This is a genomic window from Geojedonia litorea (assembly GCF_042654525.1).
GTDB lineage: Bacteria > Bacteroidota > Bacteroidia > Flavobacteriales > Flavobacteriaceae > Geojedonia > Geojedonia litorea.
On sequence record NZ_JBHSGP010000014.1, the window covers coordinates 636,133 to 661,356 of the forward strand.

The window sequence follows — 25,224 nt, forward strand, 5'->3', positions numbered from 1 at the left end:
AACCTTTATAATTAACACATGATGCATAGATATTTATTGACATTTGTTGTTTTGGTTTTTAGTATATCTTGTAAAACAGACAAATCTTCTAAAGATAAAGCTTCTGAAAATGATACGGTTTCCAACAGCACACAAGCAGACACCTTAATATATCCTGAAGAAGTGCATTTTAAATCCATTCGTCAAATTACTTTTGGAGGCGACAATGCAGAAGCCTACTGGAGTTTTGATGACAAGCAAATCGTTTTTCAATCTAATAATACCGCTTGGGGTGTTGCGTGTGACCAGATGTTTTTAATGAACGCCGATCAAACCTTTAAAACCAGTAAACCACCTATGATTAGCACCGGAAAAGGACGAACAACCTGTGCTTATTTCCTGCCTGATAATAAACATTTTGTTTATGCCTCTACGCATTTAGGAGGCGAAGAGTGTCCCGAAACTCCATTACGTCTCAACGGAAAGTATGTGTGGCCAATTTATGATAGCTACGATATTTTTGTTGCTGATTTAGAAGGTAATATTGTTAATCAACTCACCAAAGAACTAGGTTATGATGCCGAAGCAACAGTATCTCCAAAAGGCGATAAAATTGTATTTACATCAACCCGTAACGGTGACATAGACCTCTATACCATGAATTTGGACGGAAGTGATGTTAAACAAATAACCTTTGAATTAGGTTATGATGGTGGAGCATTCTTTTCGCCAGATGGCACAAAAATTATCTTTCGATCATCACGTCCAAAAACCGATGAAGCGATAAAAGAATATAAGGACCTATTAAATCAAGGATTGGTACAGCCAACAGAAATGGAGCTGTTTATTTGTAATGCCGATGGAAGTGATTTAAGACAGTTAACTTTTCTAGGTAATGCCAATTGGAGTCCGTTTTTTCATCCTTCTGGAAAGAAAATACTGTTCTCATCTAATTTTGAAGCAGAGCGTGGTTTTCCATTTAATCTTTATATGATTGATATTGACGGGAAAAATCTTGAACGCGTAACACATGGCGAAACCTTTGATGCTTTTCCCGTGTTTTCAAACGATGGAAAATATTTGATCTTTTCATCTAACCGCAACAATGGCGGTGGTCGTGATACCAACTTATTTATCGCTGAGTGGCAGGATTGATTTAATTATGATTATCCTTTAATCGATCTCGCTCTTTTAAATCTTTTGTTCGCGAGTTGGTTTTTAAATTGGTGTTTCCAAAATTATATCTAAATCCTATTTTGATGTTTCTATTGTCTAGATTGACTTTAGAAGAGCTCGATTGGTTAAGATAGTGCGTTGAGGATTCAAAATCTTGTAAATTAAACAAGTCTTCCGCTGAAAGCGAAATAACCGCTCTTTTATTAAAAATAGATTTGGTTAACGACAGGCTTGAAACCCAGCGCTCTTCAACAGTTCTAAATCCCTGAAGATTTTTACCCACATAATATAAGGTAAAATTCATGTTTAAACTTCGGTCTTCCAAAAATGTGAAATCATTTTGTAGCACACTGTAGTTTGACCATTGGTCTTGTTTAATTGGAGTGTTTCCAAAGCTTTCTTGATCTTCAATATTATAAAATGAGGTGACAAAATAAATAGCCCAACGTTCGGTAAGATAGCTATTAAACACAAAGTCAAAACCATATTCAATGGTCTTGTTTAGATTTAAAGGGGTGTAGGATATAATATTGGTGTCATTGTCTTGTCGAGGCAAAATTACGATGTTGTTTTTAGAATTTTTGTAGTAAGCCTCTACTGTAAAATGGTCTAAAAAAGATGTTCCAACTACGAAATGATCTTGAATTTCTGGTTGTAAATCTGGATTTCCTTGTTCAACTGTATTGCTATTATAAAAAAACCGAAACGGATTTAATCGTTGATAGTCTGGTCTTTGGATGCTTCGTTTATAACTCGAGTACATGCTCATCTTCTCAAAAGCGTTAAAAGTTAAGCTCGCATTTGGAAACCAATTAAAATAATCTTGTTGATTAGTGGTATTATTTAACAACGACACTCCTTCTACTTTTGTTTGCTCTGTTCTTAAGCCTAGAATAACACTCCATTTAGCCCAATCTTTTGAGTAATTCATATAAGCCGCCAAAATGTCTTCCTGGTAAGCAAAAACGTCTGTGTTGTTTGCGTCTAACACCTCTTGACCATTAACAATGTCGTATTGAGTAATATTACTGTCGGTTGTGATATGTGAAACTTTAAATCCTGTCTCAAAAGAAGTGGATTCATTGATGGGTAGGCTATAATCTGTTTGGCCTGTGGCTATTTTGGTGCTTTGATTATTATCCGTACGAAATTCAGACGTACCTGTTGGGGTATCATCTTCATCAAAATAGTGACTAATAACACCTTGATCACGTTGGTGATCGTAGTCTGTATAGTGAGCACTTACCGATAATTTCCCTTTCTTAAAATCGTGAGTGTAATCAAGATCAAAGGCTAAATTATGTTTTGTATCCCTCAATAAGTTATTGGAATCAAAGTAAAAATCTAAATTTTGAGAAGCGTCAAACACATTAGTTGTATTTGATATTTTGTATTTGAAATACGGCAGGAACAACATGTTTGAAGACAAACTCAAGGTGTTTTTATCATCAAAATGGTAGTCAAAATTGATGTTGAAATTATGAGTTTTAGTCCATTTGTTTCTGTTTAGTTTAGATCGCCAATATTCATTAATATTCTGATTTGAATCAAAATAGTTTACGTCTTCTTGATCTTCTCTATTTTCCTTACTATCCGTAAAACTATAACTACCATAGAAGTTGATTTTTTCAGATTTAAAAAAGTGACTAGTTCCTACATTATAAATAGGAAACACCCCTTGCGTATAATTCCCGAAAACATTTCCTCTATAGCCTGTTACCAAATTCTTGCTCATAACGATATTGAGCACAACTCCGCTTGAAGCATCATATTTGGCTGATGGATTGGTAATCACTTCAATAGATTTTATAGCGTTTGCCGAAGAACTTTCAAGCAGTTGTGTTAATTCTGAAGCTGTAAGATTTACTTTTCTGTTATTTATATAAACCGTCGGTGCTGAATTCTTAACGACTATATTGTTGTTAATTACCAGGACTCCTGGTGTGCTTTTTAACACCTGAAGCATGTTGCCTTCGGTTAGTGCGGTGCTTTCAACATTAAACACCATACGATCGGCCTCTCGCTTGAAGGTCGGTTTTTTAAACACAATATTCACCTCATCTAAACTTTGTGTTTCTTCTTCTAATACAATGGTGCCTAAATCAATATCTCGATTGGTTTCTATGACCTTAAAATACTCTTGAAACCCTATAAAGCTAATTTTAAAGATATAGGTATTCATTTCAAGATTGGTTAAATTAAACAATCCGCTATCATCAGTTGAAACTCCTTTAACTATTGTTGAATCTTGTTGGGTCATTACTATAACATTCGCAAAAGCAACAGGATGTTGATTGTCGTCAATCACTTTACCGGAGACCGAAAAAGATTGGGCTAAACCAAGGTTAGATAATAAAAAAAATAGGGGTAAAAATGAATTAAATTTCAAGTTTAGTTTGTTTAGATGTGATGCAATATACTATTTGTTTTAGAATTTTATTTATGGTTTTTCCTCAAATCTTGAAAATTCGTTTGCTCAAAATAAAACGCTTAAAGCTTAATAAATCAATTATATTTGCAAAATATTCAGCTTGAAGAATTAGCGAAATGAAGCACATCAGAAATTTTTGCATTATTGCACATATCGATCACGGGAAAAGTACGCTTGCCGATAGGCTATTAGATTTTACTGGCTCTGTAACCGATAGAGAAAAGCAAGATCAATTGTTGGACAGTATGGATTTGGAACGCGAGCGTGGTATTACCATAAAATCTCACGCCATTCAAATGGACTATAACTATAATGGCGTACAATATGTGCTTAACCTTATTGATACTCCAGGACACGTTGATTTTTCGTATGAAGTATCCCGATCTATTGCAGCCTGCGAAGGCGCTTTATTGATTGTTGATGCGGCACAAAGTATTCAAGCGCAAACCATTTCAAACTTATATTTAGCTTTAGAGAACGATTTAGAGATTATTCCTGTACTCAACAAAGTAGATTTACCAAGTGCAAGTCCTGAAGAAGTAACAGATGATATTGTTGATTTATTAGGTTGTGATCCTTCCGAAGTTATTCATGCCAGTGGAAAAACCGGTTTTGGAGTTGAAAATATTTTGGCGGCTGTGATTGAACGTATTCCGCCACCTAAAGGCAATGTTGATGAACCTCTTCAAGCTCTAATTTTTGATTCGGTATACAATCCATTTAGGGGCGTTGAAACCTATTTTAGAGTTATCAATGGAAGTATTAAGAAAAATCAACAAATAAAATTTATTGCCACCGGAAAAACCTATAATGCCGATGAAGTTGGTACTTTAAGACTAAAACAATTTCCGAGAACCGAAATAAAAGCAGGTGATGTAGGTTATTTAATTACCGGTATCAAAGAGGCAAAAGAAGTAAAGGTTGGAGACACTATCACTGATGCTAAAGACCCAACAAAAAACCCTATTTCTGGTTTTGAAGATGTAAAGCCTATGGTATTTGCAGGGATTTATCCCGTAGACACTGAAGATTATGAAGAGTTACGTGCTTCAATGGAAAAACTTCAACTCAATGATGCATCTTTAGTATTTGTTCCTGAAAGTTCGGCTGCTCTTGGTTTTGGGTTTCGCTGTGGGTTTTTAGGGATGCTGCACATGGAAATCATTCAGGAGCGTTTAGAGCGCGAGTTTGATATGACCGTGATTACTACCGTGCCCAACGTTAGTTACCATGCGTTCACCAATAAAAATCCAGATGCCATAGTTATTGTAAATAACCCATCTGACCTTCCTGACCCTTCAACTTTAAACCGGGTAGAAGAGCCTTATATAAAAGCGACCATTATCACAAAATCTGATTTTGTTGGCAATGTAATGTCGCTATGTATTGAAAAACGAGGTATGATTACCAATCAAACCTATTTAACCACCGAACGAGTTGAACTCAATTTTGATATGCCGCTGGCTGAAATTGTATTCGATTTTTACGATCGATTAAAAACCGTGTCTAAAGGTTATGCTTCGTTTGATTACTCCCCTATTGGCATGCGCGTTTCTAAATTGGTTCGCGTTGATATTTTGTTGAACTCACAACCTGTTGATGCACTTTCTGCATTAATTCATGCTGACAATGCACAGAATATTGGTAAAAAAATGTGTGAAAAGTTAAAAGAACTTATACCAAGACAGCAATTTGATATTCCTATTCAGGCTGCCATAGGCGCAAAAATTATTTCTCGTGAAACCATTAAAGCGCTGCGTAAAGATGTTACTGCTAAATGTTATGGTGGTGATATTTCACGTAAACGAAAACTTCTAGAAAAGCAGAAAAAAGGTAAAAAACGTATGCGCCAGGTTGGAAATGTGGAAATTCCACAACAGGCTTTTATGGCAGTACTAAAGCTAAATGATTAATCTTTTTTTGGTTTATCAAGAAACAGGAAGGTGATAATTATAAAACCTACGCCTGTATAAATTGGTGGTTTCATTCCTGCGTTGACCCCAAGATAAATCATTATAATAGCAACTACAACCAGTAGAATTAGTAAAATCTGTTTCATTATGGTCCTGGTATACTTATCACCTCTAATTTACTAATTATTTAATTGATAACGATTTAATATCCAATTTTAAACCTTTTCAACATCAATAGGTTTACCCAGATATACTAGTTGCCAACCGTCTTTAATTTTATCGACCATTGTATTGTTGTTAGAAATAATGTGAAGTTCCCCATCAGCATCCTTTAAAAATAACGGTATGATGTCCTTATCCTTATTGGTTATTTCAATCAAAGATTCATATTCCTCCCTGTCTTGCAGGTCTATTTCCTGAATAGAAGGATATTTACTTGTCACTTCAGCTAGGGTCACGTAGTCATCAGTATGTGAAAAAAGACCTTCTTTTGGGGTGTTTTCTGGATCTTTTATTTCTTCTTTTGATACCAACCTGAATGATCCGTTTTCTCCAAACTGTGCTCCAAATTTATTGATAGCGTATTTGTTAATATCTGGATTCCCGGTTAGAGCCATTAAGTAACCAACATCACTAAGCTCAATATTGTCCAATAAAGTATCTGAATAAATATTGGTGTTTATGGCTTCCAATTCTAAATCCTGCGCCTTTTTAATATTACTTTGGTTACTGTCAATAAGTACAACATGTCTTCCGTTAGATTCTAGGTAGTGACCTAACAAACGCGACACTTTAGAGGCTCCTACAATTAAAATACCATTGGACGACTTTAAAAATACTCCTGCTAACTTTGCAAAAAGTCGTGCTGTGGTTGCGTTAAGCAAAACTGTGCCTAGAACAATCATAAATACTAAAGGTGTAATAAATTCGGCACCTTCCACACCATCTTTGGCCAATTTTAATCCAAATAATGAGGCAATACCTGCCGCCACGATTCCCCGAGGCCCAACCCAACTAATGAAAAGCTTTTCATTGATTTTTAAATTGGAGCCATGGGTGCTTAAAAACACGCCTATTGGTCTTAACACAAATACCACTATAGCAAATAACACTGCGGTATTCCAATTATAAATCAATAACAAATCCTCAAAATTGATATTGGCAGCCAACAAAATAAATAGGATAGAGATTAATAGAACACTCAATGATTCTTTGAAATAAAGCAGTTCCTTGAGATATGGAGATTTAGAGTTTCCAAGCACCATACCCATAACCACAACAGCCAGTAATCCTGATTCATGAGCAAACACATCTGAAAGCACAAAAACACCCAACACTGCGGCTAGAGCAAATACGTTAAGTAAATAGTGTGGCACCCATTTTCTGTTGATAATAAAATTTAATGCATGTGCGAAGGTAAACCCAAAGGTGAATCCAAACAATACAATCTTTCCAAATTCAATAAATGCAGTTTTAGTATATTCTCCACCAGCATCTACACTTATAAACTCAAAAACCAAAACTGCCACTAGCGCGCCAATGGGATCAATAAGAATACCTTCCCATTTAAGTACCGCCGACACGTCTTTTTTAAGTGGAATATTTCTTAAAATAGGCGTTATAACGGTCGGTCCCGTTACGATTATCAAAGCGGAAAACAAGAAGGATATTTCCCAACTTAAATAAAACACGTAATGCGCTGCAATAGCGGCACCGAAAAATGTTACAAGTGATCCAATGGTTATTAGTTTGGTAATTGCCGGACCTACATTTTTTATTTCACCCATGCGCAATGTTAAACCGCCTTCAAAAAGTATAATACTAATGGCAAGAGATACAAAATAGAAAAGGCTTTCTCCAGGAAAAAGTCCACGACCATTTTCATAAACCGGTTGGATCCATTTTACATTTTCTTCGCTTAAAAATTCGGCAGCAATTGGTCCAACTAACAATCCAATTAAAATAAGAGGTAAAATGGCGGGGATTTTAAATTTCCAAGCCATCCATTGGGCTAAAATGCCTAAAATTATAATCCCAGCAAGTTCTATCATAGTTTTCTGTTAATTAGTTTATACTTTGGAAAGATAGTAAAGATATTTTTTATGAAAATTATCTCTAATTAAATTATTGTGCTCCAATAATCAAAAAGGGAAAAAGTAAGGAATAATAAACGTGGCAGCAATCCAAATAATTAAATTTATTGGCGCACCAAATCTTAAAAAATCATTGAACTTATAATTACCTGGTGCGTATACCATGGTATTAGTTGGATAACTCATAGGGGTCATAAATGTTAATGAACAGGCAAACATTACCGCAATCAAAAAAGGACGGTCGCTAACACCCATTAATGATGCTAGACTTATTACTATTGGCGCCATTAGGGCTGCCGTTGCTTTACTAGAAATAAGATTTGTTGAAACAAAAGTCACCAAATAAAGAAGGCTTAAGGTAATATGAGCATCGTATTGTCCTAGCGTACTTTCAATAAAATTTGCCGCCATAGTAGCACCTCCTGTTTTTTCTAATGCCGTCCCCATGGAAAGCACGCCGGCCATCATAAAAATGACTTTCCACTCAACAGCATTGTAGGCCTCAACGGGTTTTAAAACTCCTGTCAAAACCATTAGCAACGCACCAATCATTGCACTTATTAAAATAGATGTGATATTTAGTGAGGCAACCAATACCACTCCTATACCTATGAGAATTGCCGGGATAGCTTTTTTGTAATTGGTTATTTTCTTTTTGTATTCTGAAAGTGTAACAATAAGTTTTAGAGCCTCGAGATTATCTATTTCTTCCTTTTTTCCTAAAACCAGCAGCATGTCGCCTTCTTTGAGCTTTACTTTAGCAAGTTTATCTAGAATGATTTCACTACGTTGCCTTATAGCAAGTACTGACATATTGAAACTTCGGTTAAAGCGTAACGATTTCAAAGAGTTTTCGGTTAGTGAAGACCCAAAAGGAATTATAACCTCGTAAATTTTATAACTTTCGTCCTCTTTGTTGTTTAGTTTAACTTGCTTATTTCCTTTTACTTTATACCCTTTTAAATCTAATAATTTATTAAACGCAATAGGTGGCACAATCACTTTAAGTACGTCGCCTTTGTGCAAGATGGTGTCAGGACCAACCTGATGATCAATCACTCCCTCTCTTAAAATAGAAAGAATGTGAATACGATAGTTCTCTACTAATTTAGATCTTAAAACAGGTTTATTAATATCAGAACAGTCTTCCTGAATGGTGAGTTCGGCTACATACTCTTCAGTTTTTTTTGTAAGTTCATTAGAGTTTTGCCGCTTTGGAAGTAATATGGGGCCCAACACAAACATAAACGCAAAACCAATAATCAACAAACACAGTGCGGCACCACTAAATTCAAACATGCCAAAAGGTTCAAGGCCGTATTCTTCGGCATAGCTGCTTATAAGTATATTTGTAGAAGTTCCTATTAGAGTACAAGTGCCCCCAAATAAGGCCGCAAATGAAATAGGCATAAGTAAACGGCCGGGGTTAATATTGGTTTCGCGGCAAACTGTGAGAGCAATAGGAAGCAATAGTGCAACAACTGCGGTGTCGTTTATAAAGGCAGAAAACACGCCAGAGATAACACAAAATACAACAAGCGCAACTACATAATGGATCTTGGCTAGTTTTATAATTCTGTCGCTCAATCCATCCAAAAGTCCTGAATTAAAAATACCTCCGCTTACTACAAAAATACATCCTAAAGTTAAGGTTGCTGGATGATTAAACCCCGAAAAACCTTCTTCTGGATTTAAAACACCCGCAACAATAAACATGGCCATAATAAGTATAGAAGTGGTATCAATTGAAAAGTAGTCTCTTACAAACAGAAAAACCCCAACACCTATGATACAAAATGTAATAATGAGATCAATGTTCATCAAGCAAGTGTTTTAGATTGAAAATGACTTTTGCATTATTCATTATTTTGTGCTTCGGTGTTATAATAAAGTTTTTTCAAGCTTTTCTTTAACAACATAAAGCGGTACACTCCTATCACAAAAAATATGCTACTAAACACTAAAGACAGTATTCCTAAATATTGGAAATTAGGAAAGTCCTTCAATTGAAAAAATGCTATTCCTCCTAAAAGCAAATACAAAGATGACCTGATATAAGAAAGCAAGGTGCGTTCATTTGCTAACCGGGTGCGTTCAATGGCAAGATAGTCTCTTAAAATTACTTCTTCATCAGGTTTAAAATCACGTCCAAACCTTAATAGCTTCATTTTTTTTATTTTTAAAGGTCCTTTTACTAGCTTCTTCATGATCGTTTTTTTATAAATTTAGTTCAATTTTTTTGCGCTTACAAACTTTAATTCTGTATGTATACTTATATTAAATGTTAAAAAACAACTAATAAAAAGGCGCCTACTAATTATGTTTTTATTCCTTTTAGTAATTTGCGAGACATTTGTTACTTAAAATCGCACTAATGCAATTATATCCCATTAATTCTGGAAATTTCAAACTCGATGGCGGCGCCATGTTTGGTGTGGTTCCTAAATCACTTTGGCAAAAAACCAATCCCGCCGATGCTAATAATATGATTGACATAGCGGCCCGATGTTTGTTAATTGAAGACAGTAATCGTTTAATTTTAATTGATACTGGTATGGGTGATAAACAAAGTGACAAGTTTTTTGGATACTACTTTTTATGGGGCGATGATACCATTGACAAATCGTTAAAACATCATGGATTTCATCGTGATGATGTTACTGATGTATTTATGACTCATCTGCATTTTGATCATTGTGGCGGAAGTATTCAATGTAACAAGAACAAAACTGGCTATGAACCAGCTTTTAAAAACGCACGTTTTTGGAGCAATAAAGACCATTGGAAATGGGCAATCCAACCCAATAATAGAGAGAAAGCGTCGTTTTTAAAAGAAAACATTTTACCAATGGAGGAAAGTGGTCAATTAAATTTTATTGAACTTCCAAAAACAGATATTTTACAAAACAGTGAATTGGGATTTGATGTGTTTTTTGCCGATGGGCATACCGACAAGCAAATGATACCTATGCTCAACTATAAAGGAAAAACCATTTGCTTTATGGCCGACCTGCTTCCTACGGTTGGACATTTACCAATTCCCTTTGTGATGGGTTACGATACTAGGCCGCTGTTAACATTGACCGAAAAAGAACGTTTTTTAAATTTAGCTGCCGATAATAACTTTTATTTATTTTTGGAACATGATGCCCACAATGAAATTATAACTGTTCAACATACCGAAAAAGGCGTAAGGCTAAAAGACGTCTATAGCTGCAATGAAATTTTTAGCAAATAATCCCAAATTCTATTATGAAAATTATTTTAAAACCTATTGTTTTTCTGTGTATTGCTTTATTAACCCTTGACTCTTGTAAAAGTACTAGTGTTATTTCTACACCTATTGAAGCTATTGATAATATCCCCCTTAAAGTTTCTGAATTAACTGAAGATGAACTGAAAGTTTGGGGTCATTTAGACCTGGCCAAGGACACCATTCCTGGTATGAGTTTAGACAAAGCCTATAATGACATTATAAAAAACAAAAAGGGAGAAACAACTATTGTGGCGGTTATTGATACCGGAATAGATATTGACCATGAGGACCTAAATGAAGTTATTTGGACTAATCAAGGAGAAATACCTAATAACGGTAAGGATGATGATCAAAATGGCTATGTTGACGACATTCATGGTTGGAATTTTCTGGGTGATGCCTATGAAGAACAACTTGAATACGTTAGGCTGCTAGCTAGTGGAGATACTGCAAACCCCAGATATAAAGAGGCACAAGCAGAGTATGAACAAGAGTATCAAAAAAACCTTAATCTTAAAACCCAATTTGAACAAATTTATCAAGTCATTAAAAATGCTGATGAAGAAATTTCAAAACATTTAGGCAAAAAAATCTATACCAAAGAAGAGGTAGATGCTATAGTACCAAAAACCCAAGCTATGTCACAAAGTGTTTATATGGTTCAACAAACATTTGCGTTTGGTGTTGAATCGGTTACTGAAGCTTTAGAGGCAATTAAATCAGATTTAAACGAATTAAATAAAACACTTAATTACAATCTAAACAAAGACTTCAATGGTCGAACCACAGGGGACGATGTTAATAATATTGCTGATACAAATTACGGTAACAATAATGTAAAACCCACTGGAGAAGGTGAGACTCATGGCACACACGTTGCTGGAATAATTGCCGCCCAAAGGGACAATAACATTGGCGCTAAAGGTGTTGCAAATAACGTTAAAATTATGAGTTTAAGAGTGGTTTCTAACGGTGATGAATACGATAAAGATGTGGCTCTGGCTATACGTTACGCAGCCGATAATGGTGCTAAAGTTGTAAACATGAGTTTTGGTAAATACTATTCGCCGCATAGCGAGTGGGTCAGAGACGCTATAGTTTACGCTGCTAAAAAAGACGTACTGCTAGTCACAGGAGCTGGGAATGAAAGTCTCGATTTAGATATAAAATCAAATTTTCCAAACGATCAAATAAATAATGGTCCTGAAATCTCTGATAATTACTTATCGGTTGGAGCCCTTAATCCAAAATATGGAGCCGAAATGGTGGCTGATTATTCTAATTATGGAAAAATAAATGTCGATGTGTTCGCTCCTGGGTCAAACATCTACTCTACATTTCCAAACAACAATTATGAAAGTATTAGTGGTACTTCTATGGCTTGTCCAGGAGTTGCCGGGGTTGCTGCCTTAATAAGATCACAATATCCTCATTTAACCGCTTCACAAGTGAAGCACATTATTATGTCTTCAGGGTTAACATTAACAACCAAAGTCATTGTTGGCGGTAATTCTAATGAAGTAAAACCATTAAATGAGCTTTCAAAATCAGGTAAAATTGTAAATGCTTACAACGCCTTGATCATGGCTTCTAAACAATAATTTTTAATACTTTTTTGTTTAATTTACTAATTATGAAAAAAACAGTTTTCGCTATTACTTATGTGATGTCGTTTTTGCTCAATGCTCAAAATTCAGAAACAAATTCAACTGTAAAAACTTCTTGTTATTGGCAACAACATGTTGACTATACAATGGAAATTGATATGGATGTAAACACCTATCAATATAGTGGTACCCAAAAATTGGTTTACACCAATAACTCTCCTGATACCCTCTATCGCGTTTTTTATCACTTATATCCAAATGCGTTTCAACCCGGTAGCGAAATGGATGCACGATTGCATACTATACCAGACCCTGATAGGAGAATGGTAAATAATGTTGGCACAAGAGAAAATCCAATTTATGAAAGCAGAATATCTAAATTAAAACCTCATGAGGTTGGATATATACATGTCACTACTTTGAAGCAAGACGGTGCCGAACTCTACCATAAAACCGTAGGGACTATTTTAGAAGTTGAACTCGAATCCCCTATTAAACCCGGTGAACAATCTACATTTGACATGGTCTTTAGTGCTCAAGTGCCCATACAAATTAGGCGATCTGGCAGAAACAATAAAGAGGGGGTTGCCTTATCGATGGCGCAGTGGTATCCCAAAATGGCCGAATACGATGCTGAAGGCTGGCACACTAACCCCTATATAGCAAGGGAATTTCATAGTGTTTGGGGAAATTTTGATGTTAAAATTTCTATCGACAAAAGCTATATTTTAGGAGGAACAGGGTATTTACAGAACCCAAATGAAATAGGATACGGTTATGAAACAGGGGTGGTAAATCGTCCTAAAGGAAACAAACTAACTTGGCATTTTAAGGCACCAAATGTAAATGATTTTTCATGGGCTGCTGATCCTGACTATCATCATGAAACCTTTCAGGTTCCAAATGGTCCTTTATTACACTTTTTGTATAAAAAAACCATGCCCGCAGAGAAATTAGAAAACTGGAAAAACATACAACCTAAAACCGCCGAATTAATGCAATATTTCAGCAATCTTGTTGGAGAATACCCTTATCAACAATATTCCGTAATACAAGCTGGTGATGGTGGAATGGAATACAATATGTGTACATTCGTTAATGGTGAAGGGACATTTAAAGGATTGTTACATGGTATTATCGCTCACGAAATGGCTCATGTCTGGTTTCAATTTATCTTGGCCAACAACGAATCTAAACATCCTTGGATGGACGAAGGTTTTGCAACTTATATAGAGTACAAAGCTTTGAATGAATTGTTTAATGAAACAGCCGAAAATCCGTGGGAAAAATCATATAACGCCTACTATTATATTGTAAAATCAGGATTAGAACAAGCACAAACAACTCATGCCGACGCCTACAATTATAATGTTTCCTATTCTGTGGCATCATATTATAAAGGGGCTCTATTTTTAACACAATTGAGCTATATTATGGGTGAAACCAATTTGGATAACACTTTAAAAAATTACTTTTCAGAATGGAAGTTTAAACACCCTAATCCAAATGATTTTATAAGGGTAGCTGAAAAAACCTCTGGCCTAGAGTTAGATTGGTATCTCATGAATTGGACTCAAACTACAAACACTATTGATTACGGTATTGAATCTGTCAATGATCAAGGTAATTCAACCAAAATAGTACTGGAACGCAAAGGTTTAATGCCGATGCCAATTGATCTCGAGGTTGAATTTGTAGATGGAACCAAGCAAAATATTTATATCCCCCTAAGGGACATGCGGGGTAAAAAGCCTGTTTCGAGCGAAACTTTAGTTCTAGATGATTGGGCCTGGACGATTCCAACTTACAGCTTTACAGTTGATGTTCAAAAAAAACAAATAAAATCGATATCAATAGATCCAAAGGGCTTAATGGCCGATATTAATGTAGAAAACAATCAAATGCTATTGATGGAATAGCTGGAGTATTTTGCTTCCCATGAACATTAGTTTACTATTTTGAATTGTTTAATTTATTGGCTCTAATTTGTAAATCCTCATTACCTTTGAGGAAGTATGAAATTTACGTTCAGAAAAAAAGATAAGCTCAAAAGTCAAAAACTTATAGAGCGCCTGTTTCTAGAGGGAAAGTCGGTTTCGGCCTATCCATTAAGGCTTGTATATCTTCAAACTAATCATGAAGACAATTCGGTAATAAAGGCAGGAGTATCTGTGAGTAAACGCAATTTTAAAAGTGCCGTAGATCGAAACCGTATAAAGCGCCTGTTAAGAGAAACATACAGGCTTCAAAAACACCAATATTTTAACAACATTACAACATCTTATGCGTTAATGATTTTGTACATTGGTAAAGAGGAAATTAGTTTTGAGGAAATTGGTTTAAAAATGAATCAATTATTTAAAAAATTTATTGACGCTAATCCTAAATCTTAAGATTATGAAATTTCTCATAAGTGTTTTATTATTAACCCTGCCGTTAATGTGTTCTAAAAATAGTGGCAGTGAAGACCATACATATGCTTCTGAATCGTCTATTGCTGGTGCTGAATCATTAAAATATCAACAGGTAGATGTGTTAGATGAGAGCTCTTCAAATTATAAGGTCAAAGAGCAAAAACTAATTAAAGAATCTTTTTTGCGTTTTGAAACACAAGATTTGGACCAAACCTACAACAAAATAATGGCATTGGTTCTTAATAATAATGGATTTGTTCAGGATGATGCCACAAATAAGGGGTATAATCAATTAACCCGTAGGTTGATTATGAGGGTTCCTTCTAATCGCTTTCTTAACATTATAGATTCCATTTCTGCTCAGGTCCGGTATTTTGAAGTTAAACAAATTACCTCAAGTGATGTTACAGAAGAGTTTATTGATATTGAAGCTCGTTTGAAAGCAAAACAAGCTCTAGAGTTGCGCTATTTAGAGCTTCTAAACAAGGCGAATAACGTCAAAGATGTGATTGAAATAGAAAAAGAACTATCCACAATAAGAGAAGAAATAGAAGCCAAACAAGGTCGTTTAAATTATTTACAAAACAAGGTGGCCTTAAGCACAATAACCATAGAGTTTTTTAAAACAAATGTTGAGAGCAGTATAACTGTATCTTACGGCCAAAAAATGTGGAACGCTATAAAATCCGGATTTAATGGTTTATCGTTCTTTTTCCTAGGAATATTACATATTTGGCCATTTATTATAATTCTGATCATTGTTCTTTTTGTACTTAAAAAGTGGATTAAACGATCAAACCGTAAAGCGTAGTAAACCTGATAAAACTTCTAATTATGAAAAAACTTATACAACATAGAATCTTAATTCCTGTTTTGGCCTTATCATTCTTACTGTTGGGATCTGCTTTTAAAAGTGATTTTTTTGAAGTTGCCAAACAAATAGAAATTTTCACAACAATGTTCAAAGAGTTAAACATGAACTATGTTGATGATACCAATCCAGGTGATTTAATGGATACTGCCATAAAAAGCATGTTAAATGACCTAGATCCTTATACCAATTTTATGAACGAGCAAGATATTGAAGCTGCTCGTATTAACAATACTGGAGATTATACAGGAATTGGCGCCAGCGTTTTAACCTTAAAAGATAAGCTTGTTATTGTAGAACCTTATAAAGGATATCCAGCCGATAAGGCGGGACTAAAAGCAGGTGACGAAATTATTAAAGTTGAAAATGTTGTTGTTGCTGATTTTAAAGATGATGCCGGGAATTTGCTTCAAGGAGCTGCTGGATCATCGGTTAATTTAACTTATAAGCGTCAAGGAAAAACAGAAACCACAACCGTAAAACGAGAATCTGTTGAAATTCATGCAGTACCTCATTTTTCTATGGTCGATGATAAAACGGGTTATGTAGTATTGCGTCAATTCAACGAAAAAGCATCTACTGAAACTATTAATGCAATTAGGTCTCTCAAAAAAGAAGGTGCTCAACGTCTTATTTTGGATTTAAGGGGTAATCCTGGTGGTTTATTACATGAAGCTGTAAACATTGTAAATATATTCGTGCCACAAAATCAATTGGTGGTAACGACTAAATCTAAAGTGAAAAAATACAACAAAACCTATTATACCCAAAAAGAACCCCTAGACACCGAAATTCCGTTGGTAGTTCTCATCGATGGTCGAAGTGCCTCTGCAAGTGAAATTGTCTCTGGTGCGTTACAAGATTTGGATCGCGCCGTAATTGTTGGAGCAAGAAGTTTTGGTAAAGGTTTGGTGCAACGACCCAAGCCTTTGGTATACGGTACTCAAATGAAAATTACCATTTCTAGATATTATACCCCTTCAGGCAGATGTATTCAAGCACTCGATTATTGGGATAGAGATAATGATGGCAATGCTACACGCGTTAAAAAAGCAAACTATAACACTTTTAAAACAAAAAATGGTAGAAATGTTTATGACGGTGGTGGTATTCAACCTGATTTAGAATTAGAAAGTTCTGTTTATACAGCCATTACCAAAGCTATTTTAAATGAAAATTTGATTTTCGATTATGCCACGCAATATTACTATTCCAATACTGTAAAAGACTTAACTTCATTTAATTTTAACGATTCCGATTTTAATAATTTTAAAACATTTTTGAAAAGTAGAAATTTTAGTTTTGAAACCAAAACCGAAAAAGCCTTTGATGATGCTTTAAATGTTGCTATTGAAGAGAAAATTGTGGCTAATGTAGATAAAGAATACAATACCTTGATAAATGCCATTAACGCTTATAAAAGTAGAGCCATTGACGCTAATAAAGCTCAACTAAGTGCACTACTATCTGATGAAATTATAAAGCGTTATTTTTACCGAGAAGGCCTTTACAAGTATTATATAACGAATAATCCCGAAATCCAAAAAGGCCTTGAAATTCTAAAAAGCCCAGTCTCATATGCCACATTTTTAGAATAACCTAAAATAGGATTGCATAAAAAGGATTATATTTAAGTCGTAATAGCACCCCTTTTAATGAAAAAACTAGCGTTTATTTTAATGTTAATAACGCAGTTGATTTCTGCTCAAGTAGCAGAATATCGACATGAGGTTTATTTTGAAACCGATGAATACATAGTCCCTCCAACCGAGCAGTATAGATTGTTATTGTTCTTTTCACAATTAGAAGGTGTTGATATTGAAAAAATAGCTATTTATGGTTTTACTGATGATAGAGGTAGTGATTCATATAACATGGTGCTGTCTCAAAATCGAGCCAACTCAATCAAAGAAATTTTTTCGAATAATGAGTTTGATGAATCTAAAATAACCAACGTTGATGGAAAAGGGGAAATTCTGCTTAAACTAGTCAAAGAGGCTGATATTAGTAAGATTCGGGGCTTAAACAGAAAAGTGGAAATTATTGTAATGCCTTACAATCCACCACGTAAAATAGTAGAACCTGAAAAAAAAGATATCAAAACCATTTTAACTGGTGAATTGAAAGCTGGAGATAAGATAAAGCTAGAAAATATTCTATTTCAAACAGGCTACAGTGCTATTTTACCAGAATCTAAAAAAACTCTTGAGGATTTAGCCGAAGTTTTGTTAACCCGATCTGATATTTACTTTACTATTCAGGGTCATGTGTGCTGCACACAAAATAGTAGAGACGCTATAGATCGTGCCACTAATCAAAGAAATTTATCTGTATCCAGAGCTAAATTTATTTATGATTACTTGGCTAAAAAAGGGGTAGACACACGGCGTATGAAATATGTTGGAATGCGTCGAAAATTTCCCCTTGGCGGTGAACCTAAATACGATAGGCGCGTAGAAATTTTGATTACCTATGCTGGAAAAAGCGAATAGTTAATTTTTAAGCATGGCCACGTGAGGAATTCCGTCCTCTAAATACTCTTCTCCCACTTCGTGAAATCCTAAATTATTATAAAACTTTTTTAAATAACATTGGGCTGAAAGTTTAATTCTCGACTGATTATAATAGGTTTTAATAGCCTCAATAGAAACCTTCATAACGTCATAACCATAGCTGTGTTGTCGTTCGTTTTTAGCAACAATAACCCTTCCTATACTAGCTTCATCAAAATATAAGCCAGCGTTAAAAAGCCTGGTATAAGCAACCAATTTTCTCTGTTTATAGCCCATCACATGTAAAGCCTTCTGATCTTTTCCATCTAAATCTTGATAGACACAGTTTTGTTCAACCACAAAAACTTCACTTCGTAATTGTAAAATATCGTAAAGGTCTTGATTAGATAAATCTTGAAACGTTTTTATTGAAAAGTCTAACATTAGTCTTGAACTATAATTTCTTTTGGATCTTGTTTATTAAATTCGGGTTGAATGGTAACATGATTTATTTGAAATTGATCATGTAAAATAGCTTCTATTTGATTTAGTATTAAGTCAAATTCAGAGATACTTATATTTTCGGTAAAATCCAGATGTGCTTCTAAATGAAATTCATCATCATTTAAACCCCAAATATGAACATGGTGAAGTTTATTTACTTTTGGAAGTTTATGTACTGCTCTAACTACTTCTTTTACATCAATATGATCTGGAGTAAATAACATTAATACTCGCGTAGAAGTCTTTAATAAATCATATCCTACCCAAATTAAATACAGAGCTATTAAAAACGTAAGTACGCTATCAACCCAGAATAATTGAAAGAATTTCATTAATAAGCCACCTATTAAAACAGCCACACTAGCCATCATATCTGTAAGTAGATGTAAGTAAGCCGATCTAATATTGATGTTATTAGTAGAGTCTTTTTTTAACAACAACACACTTAATCCATTAGCTACAATTGCAATTAATGATAGCCAAATCACCAAGCCTGATTCTATTTCTTGTGGGTTTTTAAATCGTTTTACGGCTTCAATTATTAAAAGTATAGCGACGATTACCAAGGTTGAAGCATTAATAAATGCTGCTAATATTTCTGCACGTTTGTAACCAAATGTTCTGTTAATTGATGCTTTTTGTTTGGCTAATTTAGAAGCTACATAACTTACTATTAAAGAAAGTACATCACTAAAATTATGAAGTGCGTCACTTAATAAAGATAAACTACCAGAAATAATGCCTCCAATAATTTGGGCAGTAGTTATAACTATATTAAGTAAAATAGAAATTAATAAATTTCTATCCTTAACATCTTTTGGTGAGTGATTATGGTGATGTGAATGACCCATTTAACATTTCAATGGAATTTTATCTACTCTTTTTTGATGTCGTCCTCCTTCAAACGGCGTTTCTAAAAAAGTATCTACCATCTCAATAGCTTGTTGAGGAGCTGTAAATCGAGCTGGAATACTTAAAATATTAGCATTATTATGTTGTCTAGCTAATGCAGCAATTTCTTTAGTCCAACAAAGCCCAGCCCTAACACCATTGTGTTTATTAGCAGTCATACTTACGCCATTACCACTCCCACAAATTAAAATACCGAAATCAACATTATTATTCTCAACATCATTAGCTACAGGATGTACAAAATCTGGATAATCTACACTATCATTAGTATTGGTACCATGATTTATAATTTGTATACCTTTAGCTTCAAGGTGCTTTACAATTGCGTTCTTATATTCGGTACCAGCATGGTCATTTCCAATAGATATTTTCATAAAATGAGTTCTTTTAATAAGGTTATAAAATTACGAATTACAAATGTCAATTACTATACTAATTACTTGTTAATATCTATTGATTAGAAACTCAAAAATAAATTTTTATTATTCGTAAAAAATTACAATCAAAATCTAACTTCATAAATACAAATCATTTAATTACTTTTTTTAGATAAGTTATAAGCTATTCAACTCCTATAAATAAACACTAAATCTTAAAATAAATATTAAATAAAGTTTATAGTTATACGATGTTAACAGTTGTTAATATCAATTAAAATAGCAATAGAAATCAACCATTTATATAAAAATATAGTGTTCATTACTTATTAGTAATATGTCAATACCGAGTTATCAAAATTTAAGAGTAAAAAGTTATTGCAACTATTAACATACTATTATAATCATCATTTTAATTTTAAATTTTAAAAAAGTTTTTAGTGATATTATATATATGGTTAATAACTTATGTGTAAGAAATTACTTTAAAATATAATAAAAAATATGAAATTCATCGATAAAAACTAATAAAAAGACGTTATAACGTAATTACTCAGTATATTTCGTATGTTATTAAAAAACAAACTTTTATGAAACGGATATTATTTCTTTTTTTATTGCCTTTTCTAGTCTTTAGTCAGACAAAAATAGGACAAGATATTGATGGTGAACTGATTAATGATTATTCTGGTTATAGTGTAAGTTTGTCTGCTGATGGTTCAGTATTAGCTATTGGAGCATATGCTAATGATGGAAATGGAAATGATTCAGGTCATGTAAGAGTGTATCAAAACATTGCTAATTCTTGGACGCAGATTGGTCAAGATATTGATGGAGAAGCTGCAGGAGATTTATCAGGTTATAGTGTTAGTTTATCAGCTGATGGTTCTATTGTTGCTATAGGAGCAACAAATAATAATGGTGGTGGTGAAGGTTCAGGTCATGTTAGGGTATATCAAAATCAAGCTGGTACTTGGGTACAATTAGGACAGGATATTAATGGTGGCGCTAGTTATGCATTATCTGGATGGTCTGTTAGTTTATCTGATGATGGTTCTTTTTTAGCTATAGGTGCTATTGGATTTAGTGGACCCGGAGAATTTTTAGGTCGTGTAAGCGTTTACGAAAATCAAGCAGGTACCTGGGTTCAAGTTGGCCAAGATCTTCAAGGTGAAGCAAATTTTGATTTTTCAGGATGGTCAACAAGTTTATCTTCAGATGGTTCTATTCTAGCGGTTGGCGCAACCTATAATGATGGTACTGGTACAGATTCTGGTCATGTGCGTATATATCAAAATCAGGCTGGAACTTGGGTTCAAATTGGAGATGATATTAATGGTGAAAATCCTGGTGATCAATCAGGTTATAGTGTTAGTTTATCAAATGATGGGAGTATAGTTGCAATTGGTGCAACAAACAATAGTGGCACTGGCCCACAATCAGGTCATGTTAGAGTCTATCAAAACCAAGCTGGAATTTGGATTCAACTTGGACAAGATGTAGATGGAGAGTCAGCAAATGATCAATCAGGTCAAGGAATAAGTTTATCGTCTGATGGCACTATTTTAGCTGTAGGTGCTTACAGTAATGATATTAACGGGAGTAGTTCTGGTGTGGTTAAAGTTTATAAGTATATTGCTAATACTTGGACTCAAATTGGGTCTAGTATAGCTGGAGAAGCTGCTAATGATTGGTCTGGGTGGTCTGTAAGTTTAGCGTCTGATGGTTCTACGGTAGCTATAGGGGCTCCAAATAATGATGGTAATGGTAGTAATTCTGGACAAGTACGAGTTTTTGATTTAAACTCGGTTTTATCAACTAAACACTTTGAAATAAACAATTTTACAGTTTACCCTAACCCAGCAACAACTATGGTTAATGTTAAATTAAACAATAATAAGGTTCTAAAAAATATCAATCTTTATAATCAAGTTGGGCAATTATTAGTTTCAACCCAAGAGAAACAAATTAATACTTCAGACTTAACCTCTGGAATATATCATTTAGAAGTAATTACTGAAGATGGAAAAGCTTCAAAAAAAGTTATTATTAAATAAGAATAAGCTAATGATAATTTTAAAAGACTCGCAATTTTGCGAGTCTTTTTTCTTAAATTAATACTAACTAAATGTTAGTTTAATATTTAAAACGTAGTTTTGTATACATCTTAATGAATTGATTTAAAAGAATTCATAATGATAATTGACACTTCAAAAGTAGATAGGTATTCGCCCGAATACATAATTCAATTCAGTTAAGCAGAATAAATGATTAATAATATACATGACTAGAAAGAAAAGAAGGAAATCAAACAACAAGATTTCAAACCTTACAAATACAATCTTAAGTATTTTAAAAAAAGAAAGAAACAAAACTTTTAACTATAAACAAATTGGGGCTATTCTTGGTGTAAATGATGCCAGTAGCAGAAATCAAATCATTAAAAAGCTTCAGCAACTTAAAGCAAAAAAGGAAATTGAAGAAATAGAACGAGGCAAATTTAAAGCTTTAGTAACAACCGAATACCATTCAGGTATTCTAGATCTCTCATCAAGAGGATCAGGCTATATTATTTCTGATGATTTTGATGAAGATGTTTTTGTTGCTTCTAATAACATTAATCATGGTTTAGATGGTGATGAAGTAGAATTTTATGCATATACACGCCGAAAAAGAGGTAAACTAGAAGGAGAAATCACTCAAGTTATAAAACGCGCTAAAAGTGAATACGTAGGTACTATACAAATCCATAAAAACTATGCTTTTGTGGTTGCCGATAGTACAAAAATGTATAAAGACATTTTTGTACCAATTAACAAAATTAATAAAGCTGAAGAAGGTGATAAAGTATTGGTTTCTCTAGAAGAATGGCCAGAAAAGGCCGATTCTCCAAGCGGAAAAGTGCTTAAAGTTTTAGGAAAACCAGGCGAACACAATACTGAAATACACGCAATTCTTGCCGAATACGGACTCCCATATGAATTTCCACATGAAGTTGAAGATTTTGCAAATAAGCTCGACACATCAATAACCCCAGAGGAGATACAAAAACGTCGCGATATGCGGAATGTGTTAACCTTTACCATAGATCCTAAAGATGCCAAGGATTTTGATGATGCCTTATCATTTAAAGTTTTAAAAGATGGCTTATATGAAATAGGAATACATATTGCAGACGTGTCTCATTATGTGCAAGAAGGGACGGTTTTAGATGATGAGGCTTATAACAGAGCAACGTCAGTGTACCTAGTAGATAGAGTTGTACCAATGTTACCCGAAATTTTATCTAATAACGCTTGTTCATTGAGACCAAATGAAGAAAAATATACCTTTTCTGCGGTTTTTGAGATCAATGATAAGGCAGAGATAAAGAAACAGTGGTTTGGTCGTACAGTTACGTATAGTGATGCCAGATTTGCTTATGAAGAAGCTCAAGCCATTATTGAGTCTAAAACCAATACCATTCCAGCTGAAGTTTCTCTTAATGGAAATGCATACCAAACACCTCAACCTATTGCAGATGCTGTATTAAAATTAGATGAACTAGCTAAAATTATGCGTCGTGAACGCATGAAAAATGGAGCGCTCTCCTTTGATAAAGTCGAAGTTAAGTTTGATTTAAATTCAGATAATGATCCGGTTGGTGTATTTTTTAAAACCAGTAAGGACGCTAATAAATTAATAGAAGAATTTATGTTATTAGCTAATAAAAAAGTAGCTGAATTTATAGGAAAACAGTCACCTAAAAAGACTTTTATTTATCGTGTCCATGATGAGCCAGATGACGCGAAATTAGCAGCTTTACAAAATATTGTAGGGCGTTTTGGTTATAAACTCGATTTAAAAGATAGAAAATCTACAACAAGTTCTTTGAACTACTTACTAAAAGAAGTCAATGGTAAAAAAGAACAAAATCTTGTAGACACCTTAACCATTCGAAGTATGAGTAAGGCTGAATATACAACACAAAACATTGGTCATTATGGTTTAGCGTTTGACTATTACAGTCACTTTACATCACCAATTCGTCGTTATCCAGATGTTATGGCACATCGCTTACTTCAGCATTATATTGATGGTGGAAAATCAGCCAATGAAACCATTTATGAAGACAAATGTGTGCATTCAAGTAATATGGAAAATCTGGCCACAAAAGCTGAACGGGATTCCATTAAATACATGCAAATTAAATTTATGCAAGATCACAATGATGAAGAGTTTGTTGGTGTAATTTCAGGAGTAACAGATTGGGGTATTTATATTGAAATAATTATTAACAAATGCGAAGGCATGGTTAGTGTACGAGACATGACAGATGACCACTATGTATTTGATAATGAACAGTATGCCATGGTTGGTAAGAATACGAAAACTATGTATCAGTTAGGCGATGAAGTTATTGTAAAAGTGAAAAACGCCGATTTAGTGAAAAAGCATCTCGATTTTAACCTAATCGGTAAGAAAGAGGAATAATTTTTGATTCAATCTTTAAAATTTATAACCATGAGAACATTTGTTGTTTTACTCGTATTTATTTCGGGTATTTTGGGAGCACAAAACCCAATCGAAAAAACAGTTGGTGAGTTTAAAGAATTAAAAGCCTATGATTTAATAGAAGTTCAACTTATTAAGTCAAATGAGAATAAAGTGAGTATTTCAGGCAGAAATGCTAGTGATGTTGTCGCAGTCAATAAAAATGGAGTCTTAAAAATTAGAATGAATATTGAGGAGAGCTTTGATGGTAATAAAACTAAAGTGAAATTATATTACACCCATGTTGACATACTTGATGCTAATGAAGGCGCCTATATTTATTCAGACGAGCCTATTGAACAATTTGATCTCATAGTTAAGGCGCAAGAAGGGAGTATTATTAATGCACCTATAAAAACATCTTTTTTAGATATTAAGTCAACTACTGGATCAACTATTGAACTTATTGGAAGCTCTAAAAAACAAAAAGTAACGATTAATACAGGCGGAATTTATAAGGCTGAAAAAGTGAGTACTGAACTAACTGAAGTTAGTATTGTCGCTGCCGGAGAGGCCTATATTAACGCATCAAAACAAGTAGACGTTAAGATTAGAATTGGTGGTGATGTTTATATTTATGGTAATCCAGAAATTGTTAATGAGAACACAGCTCTAGGAGGACGTGTAAAACGGATGAATTAAATCCGCCGAGTTTTCCTAAATTTG

The 25,224-nt window shown here is 34.1% G+C and carries 20 protein-coding genes; 12 read left to right on the forward strand and 8 right to left on the reverse strand.

Going from position 1 to position 25,224, the window contains the following annotated elements; all coding sequences use genetic code 11:
- Positions 1-18: 18 nt before the first annotated feature.
- Complete coding sequence (locus ACFO5O_RS10795; protein ID WP_387963643.1) at positions 19-1,134, forward strand: TolB family protein; 1,116 nt, start codon at positions 19-21, stop codon at positions 1,132-1,134.
- 1 nt (position 1,135) lies between these two features.
- Here ACFO5O_RS10795 and ACFO5O_RS10800 read toward each other — a convergent pair whose 3' ends face one another.
- Positions 1,136-3,544 (reverse strand): TonB-dependent receptor domain-containing protein, encoded by a 2,409-nt coding sequence (locus tag ACFO5O_RS10800; protein ID WP_387963645.1) that lies wholly within the window; start codon positions 3,542-3,544, stop codon positions 1,136-1,138.
- A 158-nt stretch (positions 3,545-3,702) separates the two neighbouring features.
- Between ACFO5O_RS10800 and lepA the strand changes: the two genes are divergently transcribed.
- Positions 3,703-5,499: a translation elongation factor 4 gene (gene lepA, locus ACFO5O_RS10805; RefSeq protein WP_387963647.1), complete on the forward strand. Its 1,797-nt coding sequence runs from the start codon at positions 3,703-3,705 to the stop codon at positions 5,497-5,499.
- Here the strand turns inward: lepA and ACFO5O_RS10810 are convergent.
- The 4 genes from ACFO5O_RS10810 to ACFO5O_RS10825 form a co-directional block, all read right to left on the reverse strand.
- On the reverse strand, positions 5,496-5,645 hold the full coding sequence (locus tag ACFO5O_RS10810) for a hypothetical protein (RefSeq protein WP_387963649.1): 150 nt from the start codon (positions 5,643-5,645) through the stop codon (positions 5,496-5,498). The two genes, lepA and ACFO5O_RS10810, sit on opposite strands and share 4 nt — an antisense overlap.
- Before the next feature lie 69 nt (positions 5,646-5,714).
- The gene (locus ACFO5O_RS10815) at positions 5,715-7,550 is read right to left on the reverse strand and encodes a cation:proton antiporter (protein ID WP_387963651.1); all 1,836 of its coding nucleotides are present in this window, start codon (positions 7,548-7,550) and stop codon (positions 5,715-5,717) included.
- Positions 7,551-7,640: 90 nt separating this feature from the next.
- Complete coding sequence (locus ACFO5O_RS10820; protein WP_387963653.1) at positions 7,641-9,413, reverse strand: sodium:proton antiporter; 1,773 nt, start codon at positions 9,411-9,413, stop codon at positions 7,641-7,643.
- Between the two features lie 35 nt (positions 9,414-9,448).
- Entirely contained in the window at positions 9,449-9,799 is a 351-nt protein-coding gene (locus tag ACFO5O_RS10825; protein WP_387963655.1) for a DUF202 domain-containing protein, read from the reverse strand.
- A gap of 167 nt (positions 9,800-9,966) precedes the next feature.
- Between ACFO5O_RS10825 and ACFO5O_RS10830 the strand changes: the two genes are divergently transcribed.
- From ACFO5O_RS10830 to ACFO5O_RS10860, 7 genes are all read left to right on the forward strand, one after another.
- The gene (locus tag ACFO5O_RS10830) at positions 9,967-10,830 is read left to right on the forward strand and encodes an MBL fold metallo-hydrolase (RefSeq protein ID WP_387963657.1); all 864 of its coding nucleotides are present in this window, start codon (positions 9,967-9,969) and stop codon (positions 10,828-10,830) included.
- Positions 10,831-10,844: 14 nt separating this feature from the next.
- Entirely contained in the window at positions 10,845-12,449 is a 1,605-nt protein-coding gene (locus tag ACFO5O_RS10835; RefSeq protein WP_387963659.1) for a S8 family peptidase, read from the forward strand.
- A 32-nt stretch (positions 12,450-12,481) separates the two neighbouring features.
- Positions 12,482-14,374 (forward strand): M1 family metallopeptidase, encoded by a 1,893-nt coding sequence (locus tag ACFO5O_RS10840; protein WP_387963661.1) that lies wholly within the window; start codon positions 12,482-12,484, stop codon positions 14,372-14,374.
- 96 nt (positions 14,375-14,470) lie between these two features.
- Complete coding sequence (gene rnpA, locus ACFO5O_RS10845; RefSeq protein ID WP_387963663.1) at positions 14,471-14,848, forward strand: ribonuclease P protein component; 378 nt, start codon at positions 14,471-14,473, stop codon at positions 14,846-14,848.
- A gap of 4 nt (positions 14,849-14,852) precedes the next feature.
- Entirely contained in the window at positions 14,853-15,680 is an 828-nt protein-coding gene (locus ACFO5O_RS10850; protein ID WP_387963665.1) for a DUF4349 domain-containing protein, read from the forward strand.
- 23 nt (positions 15,681-15,703) lie between these two features.
- Entirely contained in the window at positions 15,704-17,338 is a 1,635-nt protein-coding gene (locus ACFO5O_RS10855; RefSeq protein WP_387963667.1) for a S41 family peptidase, read from the forward strand.
- Positions 17,339-17,395: 57 nt separating this feature from the next.
- On the forward strand, positions 17,396-18,232 hold the full coding sequence (locus ACFO5O_RS10860) for an OmpA family protein (RefSeq protein WP_387963669.1): 837 nt from the start codon (positions 17,396-17,398) through the stop codon (positions 18,230-18,232).
- Here ACFO5O_RS10860 and ACFO5O_RS10865 read toward each other — a convergent pair whose 3' ends face one another.
- Genes ACFO5O_RS10865 through rpiB form a run of 3 tightly spaced genes read right to left on the reverse strand, consistent with a single transcriptional unit; the run spans position 18,233 to position 20,022 of the window.
- Entirely contained in the window at positions 18,233-18,676 is a 444-nt protein-coding gene (locus ACFO5O_RS10865; RefSeq protein WP_387963671.1) for a GNAT family N-acetyltransferase, read from the reverse strand. It abuts the gene before it with no gap.
- Positions 18,676-19,587: a cation diffusion facilitator family transporter gene (locus ACFO5O_RS10870; RefSeq protein ID WP_387963673.1), complete on the reverse strand. Its 912-nt coding sequence runs from the start codon at positions 19,585-19,587 to the stop codon at positions 18,676-18,678. The genes ACFO5O_RS10865 and ACFO5O_RS10870 overlap by 1 nt, the downstream gene beginning before the upstream one ends.
- Positions 19,588-20,022, reverse strand: a complete 435-nt coding sequence (rpiB, locus tag ACFO5O_RS10875) for a ribose 5-phosphate isomerase B (RefSeq protein ID WP_387963675.1) — start codon at positions 20,020-20,022, stop codon at positions 19,588-19,590. It abuts the gene before it with no gap.
- A 593-nt stretch (positions 20,023-20,615) separates the two neighbouring features.
- On the opposite strand from rpiB, the gene ACFO5O_RS10880 reads away from it, so the two are divergent.
- From ACFO5O_RS10880 to ACFO5O_RS10890, 3 genes are all read left to right on the forward strand, one after another.
- Positions 20,616-22,082, forward strand: a complete 1,467-nt coding sequence (locus ACFO5O_RS10880) for a T9SS type A sorting domain-containing protein (RefSeq protein ID WP_387963677.1) — start codon at positions 20,616-20,618, stop codon at positions 22,080-22,082.
- A 226-nt stretch (positions 22,083-22,308) separates the two neighbouring features.
- Positions 22,309-24,498 carry a ribonuclease R gene (gene rnr, locus ACFO5O_RS10885; protein ID WP_387963679.1) on the forward strand — a complete coding sequence of 730 codons (2,190 nt, stop codon included), beginning with the start codon at positions 22,309-22,311 and terminating at the stop codon, positions 24,496-24,498.
- Positions 24,499-24,528: 30 nt separating this feature from the next.
- The gene (locus ACFO5O_RS10890; RefSeq protein ID WP_387963681.1) at positions 24,529-25,200 is read left to right on the forward strand and encodes a head GIN domain-containing protein; all 672 of its coding nucleotides are present in this window, start codon (positions 24,529-24,531) and stop codon (positions 25,198-25,200) included.
- Positions 25,201-25,224: the final 24 nt, after the last annotated feature.